The sequence below is a fragment of the Undibacterium sp. RTI2.2 genome, from assembly GCF_035018705.1.
In the GTDB taxonomy this organism is placed as follows: Bacteria; Pseudomonadota; Gammaproteobacteria; order Burkholderiales; family Burkholderiaceae_D; genus Undibacterium.
Genome location: NZ_JASJXN010000075.1, coordinates 1 through 7,528 on the forward strand (window position 1 = coordinate 1; position 7,528 = coordinate 7,528).

Consider the following 7,528-nt stretch of genomic DNA (forward strand, 5'->3'; position numbering starts at 1 on the left):
TCTTTAAATTTATCCTGTTGCTATTGTCTCATTTGAGGTAAACACTCTGCTTGGCTTTTTATCGTGCAAAGATCTCTCTGTATTTATTTTTAAATATTTACTTCTTGAATATATTCTTGAATTACGTTTTAAGCTTAGATTCTTGACCAAGTCATGAGCTACATTTTTATAATAGCAGCACCCCAAGTAAAGCCACCGCCCACGCCTTCCAGCATCACTGTTTGACCCGGCTTAATGCGACCATCCCGGACTGCCACATCAAGCGCCAACGGAATTGAAGCCGCAGATGTATTGCCGTGCTGAGCCACAGTCACTACAACTTTATCCATCGACATACGCATTTTTTTTGCCGTACTTTGCATGATGCGAATATTTGCCTGATGTGGAACCAGCCAGTCAATTTGAGCTACGTCTAAACCAGCGATCTCCAGCGCTTCATGAGCAACTTTCTCTAACAAAGAAACCGCTAATTTGAAGACAGCCTGACCATCCATATACAAAAAAGCATTACCTGTAATTGCACCTGAATTAACGCTACCTGGCACACACAAAATATTGGCATAGCTGCCATCTGCATGTAACTTGGTAGCCAATACACCAGGCTCAGATGAACGAGACAAAACAACTGCGCCTGCACCATCACCAAACAGCACGCAAGTAGTACGGTCTTGAAAATTTAAAATACGCGAAAATACTTCGGCACCGACTACCAAGACGTTTTTATGCGCACCAGATTTAATCATGCTGTCAGCCATGGCCAACGCATACATAAAGCCACTACATACGGCTTGCACATCGACAGCGGCGGCACCGTTAGTAATACCCAATTTATGTTGCAAAACACAAGCGGTACTCGGAAAGCCACCTAGAAAATCAGGTGTTGATGTCGCCAGAATAATCAAATCAATATCATTGGCTTGCATCTTGGCTGCATCCAAAGCTCGCTTCGATGCTTCAACCGCCAAGTCACTGGAGTTGACATCAGCCGTCGCGTAGTGGCGCGCCGAGATTCCGCTACGTGAAAATATCCACTCGTCTGAAGTCTCTATCCCGGTTAAAGCTAACTGCTCGGTCAGCTGCTGATTACTTACTTTGTTGGGTGGCAGATAGCTGCCCGTGCCGATAATTTTACTGAAAAAAGTCATGCCGTTTTCTGTACCAAAGGTTCATTGATTTCGGGAGATATCGATTCTATAGCAGGCATCAGCTCTGCCATTGATGTCGAAATACGCGACAATACATCATTTTTAGCAGCATCGAACGCACGCTGAATTGCCCATTCGTAGCTATATTTATCTGCACTACCATGACTCTTGAACACCAGGCCGCGAAGCCCTAATAGGCTACCGCCATTATAATTTGACGGGTTCATTGTGCGGGAAATCGACTTCAACGCACTGCGGGCAATCAAGGCACCCAACATATTGAGCGGGCTGCTTTTAAAGGCGTCGGTCAAAGTGGTCTTAACAAAACGCCCCATACCTTCGGCGGCCTTAAGGGTGACGTTACCGACAAATCCGTCACATACAACAATGTCGGTTGTCCCCTTAAAAATGTCGTTACCCTCTACATTGCCATAAAAATTCAGCAAGCCTCTTTCGTGATCAGCGCGTAGCAATTGTGCGGTTTTTTTAACGACATCATTGCCTTTGATGTCCTCTTCACCGACATTCAGCAGACCGATCGTAGGCTTACTTTTACCTTCTAGCGCCGATACCAAAGCAGAGCCCATGATCGCAAATTGATGCAAATGTAGAGGTTCACAATCGACGTTAGCACCAAGATCTAGCATGTAAGTTGGTTTGTTTTTTTGATTCGGCAGCATACTGCAAATTGCCGGCCGATCCACACCCTGCATGGTTTTCAGCACGTAGCGCGAAACTGCCATCAGTGCGCCAGTATTCCCTGCGGAAACACAGGCCTGCGCATGCCCGTCCTTAACCTGATTCAATGCGACCCGCATGGAAGAGTCTTTTTTACGACGCAAGGCAATTTCAATAGGATCATCCATTGTCACTACTTCAGTAGCGTTAACGATGGAGATACGAGGATGATTGAGCGCGCGATTTTTTTTCAGTTCCGCCTGAATATGTGATTCAAGCCCGACTAGAATAAATTCAGCATCTGGCTCACGATTAGCGAAAGATACTGCTGCTGCGACTGTAACTACCGGGCCGTGATCTCCGCCCATGCAGTCAATGGAAATTTTTATTGTCATGTAGTGATACTAAACTTCATTCCGAGGTCGCTATCTTATCAAGATTGAGGTGGTCAAGTCGCACTATTTCAACAAAAAATTTATAAAATTACATCAATTCAACTGATTTAATTTATTCTCACATGGCGAATCGGCCGTGCTTTTAAAAACAGGACTTACGCAAAAACCGCCCTGAGCGCATTGCAATTCCCAGCCATCATAAAAGCACTGCCTTCGTCACTACGTCTTGCCGAGACAATTTTGCGTAAATCCTGAATAAGAATGTAATAAGAATGTAAAAAAAGCGGCGCCAAGTGCAGGACTTGTAACGCCGCTTTTTTTGCCCAAGAAAACGATTACTCGTCGTTCTTAGTTTTCAATACTTTACGACCACGGTAAAAGCCATTTGGGCTGATGTGGTGACGCAGATGCGTTTCGCCAGTTGTTGGCTCGATACCCAATTGCGGAGCAACCAGGAAATCGTGTGAACGGTGCATACCGCGCTTGGATGGTGATTTTTTGTTTTGCTGAACGGCCATGATAACTCCTAATACTTCAAAAAATGTTTCTAAAATTTAACACACTTGCTTGTACGATTTAATAACAAACAAGAATCCCTAACAATACTTCGACCTGAGTGTTTTTTCAGAATAATGCCACTAGGTACGCCCATTTATCTTCTTCAGCACAGCGAATGGCGATGCTTTTTTACTCGCGTCTGCCGCAACTTCTGCAACACTCGCTGCCACTGGAGAATCCAAGGATACATCCGGGCATACTGCATGTTTGGGCGATTGGGGTATTTCTAACAGCGCCTCATCTTCAATCAAATCCATGACATCTAATGTTTTGCTGCCTACTACTACATCAACCTCGTCATTGTTTAATAAAGCCTCTATTTCATCGGCTTTATCTTCATCTTTGGCGAGAATTAATACTGATTCTGAATCTAGCTTAAACGCAAATGGTGTCAAACAACGCTGACACATGACTTGCATTTCTCCACGAACTGACAGAGTCAGCTGCGGGTGGCCGATTTTATCCTTGCCGCCATCCAAAGACCATTGCAACGAACCTTGGTTGTTGGCGATTTCCTCAGAAAGCCGAGGTAAATCTGCAATTAGTACACTGCCTTCACGGTGCTCGTTAAGCTGGCAAAACGAGAAAGCGTCAATCACAAATGCTTGCATAGGATTATTTGAACCCAGAAAACCTGCGATAATAACAGGATTCCCTCTACCAAGTCAAAGCTTAGGCGCAATTATTGTGCTTTAGGTACGGATTAAATACCGATTAACTTCCAATTGAAGTGCCAATCTTTGACTGAGTTCTGATTTTCTTGTCAATTTCATCAAACATGTCCGCCAGCAAACCGACTTTTTATCCGTCCCCTCGCCTGATTCTTGCGTCCAGTTCCGCTTATCGGCGTGAATTATTAAGCCGATTGCAATTACCTTTTGAAGCCGTCGCACCAGAGATTGACGAGCGAGCGGCTGCAGGAGAATCGCCAGAACAAACGGCAATGCGCCTGGCGCAACAAAAAGCAGAGGCAATTAGCAGGTTGTTTGTTGGCGATGCCAATAATACTGGGAATGCTAGGGCAACAGGGGCGTTGATTATAGGCTCAGATCAGGTCGCGACGCTAGATGGCGAGCAAATTGGCAAACCCGGCAATCATGAAAACGCGTTAAGACAATTACAAAAGATGCGCGGACGTAATGTGATATTCCATACAGCCTTGTGCTTGCTGGATACTCGTAAAATGACCGGCGAGAAATTCGCGCTGCAAATTGAGAATGTGCAAACCAAAGTGCAGTTTCGCCAGTTGGATGACGCCGAACTAGACGCTTATCTGCGCATAGAACAGCCCTATGATTGCGCAGGCAGCGCCAAAAATGAAGGGCTAGGGATTGCGATTATTGAACGCATTGACAATAGCGACCCTACGGCGTTAACCGGATTACCACTCATTGCACTCACCAGTATGCTACGTAACGCAGGCGTGAGATTTTTCAACTAAGTTAGCTAACGAGTTAGCAGAGAAGTTAGCAGACACGAGCAAACGCAAGATTAACGTACGCAAGAAAAATCAAAAAAAGGGGAGTATCCCCATCAATATGCCTAACGTCCAGACTTTACCTGGACAACTAACTATAAAACACTCATACCCAACCCAGTATCATCATTAAAATTACAATATGACCGGCACACTTTACTTGATTCCCAATACGCTAGGCTGTGCAGAAGATCAGCAAGCAAGCCTGCTGCAAAGCATCATCCCCGACACCGTTCAGCAGATGACTGCTGGCTTATCGCATTTTGTGGTGGAGAACGCCAAAACTACGCGCGCCTACTTAAAACTGCTCAGCCAGCATCATGCGCTGAACAAACCAGTGCAAGAAATCCAGATGAGCGAACTCAACGTCAATACGCCAGCGCAAGCATTAGAAGGCTTATTAACGCCGCTATTGCAAGGCTACGACGTCGGATTAATTTCAGAAGCAGGCGTCCCGGCGGTGGCTGATCCCGGCGCTAATCTGGTACGACTGGCGCATCAGCGCGGCATCACCGTGCGTCCACTGGTTGGCCCATCGTCGTTGCTGATGGCGTTGATGGCTAGCGGTTTAAACGGACAGAGTTTTGCCTTCCACGGTTATTTACCGACCGACGCGGCGCAACGTGCCAAGCGGATTAAAGAGCTGGAAGATCGCTCACGCAAAGAAAAACAAACACAATTGCTGATTGAAACGCCTTACCGCAATGCCGCAATGCTAGAGGCGCTGGCGACGACCTGCAACCCAAACAGCTTAATTTGCGTCGCAACCGATCTCAGCCTGACTAGCGAAAGCATCATCACAACCAGCGCAGCAGAGTGGAAAGCAAAAATACAAGCAAACAAAGCGCCCGACTTCCATAAAAAGCCCAGCGTGTTCCTGTTCCTCGGGCAATAAAAAAGTACGGTCGATCACAAAATCAGAATATGCGCTAGGATAGTGCCCACTCGCTTTTCAAACCGCGCTCACCAGATCGGGATCGAGCGTTTGAGCAACCCTCACCAGGAGCAGCACATGTTAAATTTTGATTTCTATAACCCTACTCAAATTCTGTTCGGCAAAGGCCGTATTGCCGACTTAGATAAAGTCATTCCCGTCAATGCCAAAGTCTTAGTCTTATATGGTGGTGGCAGCATCAAACAAAATGGCGTTTTTGATGAAGTCATGACAGCGCTCGGCAACCGTAGCGTGACAGAATTCAGTGGCATTGAGCCAAATCCTAGCTACGAAACTTTGATGCAGGCAGTCGAGTCGGTCAAGAAAAACGGTATTGATTTTCTGCTCGCTGTTGGCGGTGGCTCCGTGATTGACGGTGCTAAATTTGTCGCAGCTGCCGCTTTATTTGAAGGCGATGATCCTTGGGCAATTTTAGAAAAGCGTGGCAGCAATATCACGCAAGCCCTGCCTTTCGGTAGTGTGCTGACATTACCCGCTACCGGGTCAGAAATGAACAGCGGCTCAGTTGTCACCCGCAAATCAATCAAAGCCAAAATGGCATTCTCCAGCCGTCATTGCTTCCCCAAATTTTCTGTCCTCGATCCGACCAAAACCTTTACCTTGCCTATCCGCCAGGTCGGCAATGGCGCAGTCGATGCTTATGTGCATGTCATGGAACAATACATGACTTACCCGGTCAATTCACCAGTCCAGGATCGCTTCGCCGAAGGGATTTTAAAAACGCTGATCGAAGAAGGACCAAAAGCACTGGTCAACCCAGAAGACTATGATGTCCGCGCCAATCTGATGTGGTGTGCCACCATGGCCTTGAATGGCGTAATCGCCACCGGCGTACCGCAAGACTGGGCAACCCACATGATCGGCCACGAACTCACAGCGCTACACGGCTTAGACCATGCACAGACATTAGCAATCGTATTGCCTAGCATGCTGCGTATTCGTAAAGAAGCCAAACGGGCAAAACTGCTGCAATACGCCGAGCGTGTCTGGGATCTGCGTGAAGGTAGTGAAGAAAGTCGTATCGAAGCTGCCATCAGCCGCACGCAAGACTTCTTTGAGCAAATGGGTGTCAAGACACGTCTTGGCGACTACGCACTGAAAGATGAGAACATTGCACCGATTCTGGCTGCGCTAGAAACACATAAGATGGTAGCGCTAGGTGAAAAACGGGATGTGACTTTGGATATCAGCCGCAAGGTGCTGGAACTAAGTCTGTAATCTTTCATCGGCAAGAATCCAGGGAAGTTTATTGATTAATTGATTGATTTATGAACACCTCTGGATTCCCGCTGAAGACTCGTAGGAACGCCCCGCATAGTTTTAGAATTTATTAAACCATCAATTCCGCCGACGGATTACCGTTCAAAATCAGATTCATCAAGTCTTTAACAGAGCGAATCGTCCTACCAAACGGTAGCTCCTCCGACCCTCTGAAAAATAATCCCCGCCCGACATCACCCTGCAATGCAAACGCCAGTTGCGTGTCGATGCAGAACTGACCTGATTTCGCAATCCCATCGCGCAATCCACATTGTTGCAAGCAATCGAAACCGACTGTGCATTCCTTCTGCCCCGCCTTGTCTTGCAGCTTGCTCTCTTTATCCAGATAATTTGCCAGCCAAGGTGTACGGACTGCTCTCGCTGGCAAGCCCGCTACGCTCATAAACGTCACGATATCTTCTGGCTTTGCATCTGCTAATACTTTTTTAAAAAACGGATGCGCGTCGCCCTCCTTCGTCACCGCAAATGGCGTGCCGAGCTGTACCGCATTGGCTCCCAAGCCCATCATGCTCACCATTTTTTGGTGGCTATTAATCCCGCCAGCAACGATTAAAGGGATATGTTCACTTTCTAATTGCAAGTCTTTAAATAAGGCCAAAGTCTGCTCCAATACGACCGCATAGCCATACTGGGAATTGTTCACATCGTGTAATTGCGCTGCGCCTAAATGACCGGCTGCAAATTGGGGACTTTCTATAATGATGGCATCGGGCAGACGATTTTTTCGCATCCATCTTTTAAGCACGACAGCAATGCCACGCGCATCAGACAAAATCGGTATCAGCGCAAGCTTACTAAAGTCGCTAGTCAGATCAGGCAAGTCGAGCGGCAAGCCAGCACCAACGACGATCGCGTCAGCACCACTGATGCATGCCTGCCTGACATAAGCGGCGTATTGCGACACTGCACGCATGATATTTACAGCCACCATGCCATTACCGTTGGAGAGTTGTGTTGCCAGCGTTGTCAAACAGCGTTCAATATTTACCACCTGTCAGCGTCCAAATTTTTCCACTTTATCGGCTTGTTCAGAACGATT

8 protein-coding genes are annotated in these 7,528 nt (G+C 46.9%); 3 read left to right on the forward strand and 5 right to left on the reverse strand.

Annotated features, from left to right (window positions below):
• Window positions 1-158 precede the first annotated feature (158 nt).
• From QN395_RS20605 to QN395_RS20620, 4 genes are all read right to left on the reverse strand, one after another.
• Window positions 159-1,145, reverse strand: a complete 987-nt coding sequence (locus tag QN395_RS20605) for a beta-ketoacyl-ACP synthase III (protein WP_323492932.1) — start codon at window positions 1,143-1,145, stop codon at window positions 159-161.
• Window positions 1,142-2,218, reverse strand: coding sequence for a phosphate acyltransferase PlsX (plsX, locus tag QN395_RS20610; protein WP_323492933.1), 1,077 nt, complete (start codon window positions 2,216-2,218; stop codon window positions 1,142-1,144). Before plsX ends, QN395_RS20605 begins: the two co-directional genes overlap by 4 nt.
• Before the next feature lie 335 nt (window positions 2,219-2,553).
• Window positions 2,554-2,736 carry a 50S ribosomal protein L32 gene (gene rpmF, locus QN395_RS20615; RefSeq protein ID WP_008449924.1) on the reverse strand — a complete coding sequence of 61 codons (183 nt, stop codon included), beginning with the start codon at window positions 2,734-2,736 and terminating at the stop codon, window positions 2,554-2,556.
• A gap of 120 nt (window positions 2,737-2,856) precedes the next feature.
• Window positions 2,857-3,387 carry a YceD family protein gene (locus QN395_RS20620; RefSeq protein ID WP_322119314.1) on the reverse strand — a complete coding sequence of 177 codons (531 nt, stop codon included), beginning with the start codon at window positions 3,385-3,387 and terminating at the stop codon, window positions 2,857-2,859.
• Window positions 3,388-3,554: 167 nt separating this feature from the next.
• On the opposite strand from QN395_RS20620, the gene QN395_RS20625 reads away from it, so the two are divergent.
• From QN395_RS20625 to QN395_RS20635, 3 genes are all read left to right on the forward strand, one after another.
• A complete protein-coding gene (locus QN395_RS20625) occupies window positions 3,555-4,217 on the forward strand; it encodes a Maf-like protein (protein ID WP_322119315.1) in 663 nt (220 codons plus the stop codon).
• Window positions 4,218-4,395: 178 nt separating this feature from the next.
• Entirely contained in the window at window positions 4,396-5,148 is a 753-nt protein-coding gene (locus QN395_RS20630) for an SAM-dependent methyltransferase (RefSeq protein ID WP_322119316.1), read from the forward strand.
• Window positions 5,149-5,265: 117 nt separating this feature from the next.
• The gene (locus QN395_RS20635; protein ID WP_322119317.1) at window positions 5,266-6,426 is read left to right on the forward strand and encodes an iron-containing alcohol dehydrogenase; all 1,161 of its coding nucleotides are present in this window, start codon (window positions 5,266-5,268) and stop codon (window positions 6,424-6,426) included.
• Window positions 6,427-6,538: 112 nt separating this feature from the next.
• Here QN395_RS20635 and QN395_RS20640 read toward each other — a convergent pair whose 3' ends face one another.
• Window positions 6,539-7,420, reverse strand: a complete 882-nt coding sequence (locus QN395_RS20640; protein WP_416352073.1) for an NAD(P)H-dependent flavin oxidoreductase — start codon at window positions 7,418-7,420, stop codon at window positions 6,539-6,541.
• Between the last annotated feature and the right edge of the window lie 108 nt (window positions 7,421-7,528).

Excerpts from the sequence above, each read along its gene's own strand:
- QN395_RS20630 (WP_322119316.1), top strand. The coding sequence starts at position 4,396 with ATGACCGGCACACTTTACTTGATTCCCAATACGCTAGGCTGTGCAGAA.
- QN395_RS20625 (WP_322119315.1), top strand. The coding sequence starts at position 3,555 with ATGTCCGCCAGCAAACCGACTTTTTATCCGTCCCCTCGCCTGATTCTT.
- QN395_RS20605 (WP_323492932.1), bottom strand. The coding sequence starts at position 1,145 with ATGACTTTTTTCAGTAAAATTATCGGCACGGGCAGCTATCTGCCACCC.
- rpmF (WP_008449924.1), bottom strand. The coding sequence starts at position 2,736 with ATGGCCGTTCAGCAAAACAAAAAATCACCATCCAAGCGCGGTATGCAC.
- plsX (WP_323492933.1), bottom strand. The coding sequence starts at position 2,218 with ATGACAATAAAAATTTCCATTGACTGCATGGGCGGAGATCACGGCCCG.
- QN395_RS20620 (WP_322119314.1), bottom strand. The coding sequence starts at position 3,387 with ATGCAAGCATTTGTGATTGACGCTTTCTCGTTTTGCCAGCTTAACGAG.
- QN395_RS20635 (WP_322119317.1), top strand. The coding sequence starts at position 5,266 with ATGTTAAATTTTGATTTCTATAACCCTACTCAAATTCTGTTCGGCAAA.
- QN395_RS20640 (WP_416352073.1), bottom strand. The coding sequence starts at position 7,420 with ATGGTGGCTGTAAATATCATGCGTGCAGTGTCGCAATACGCCGCTTAT.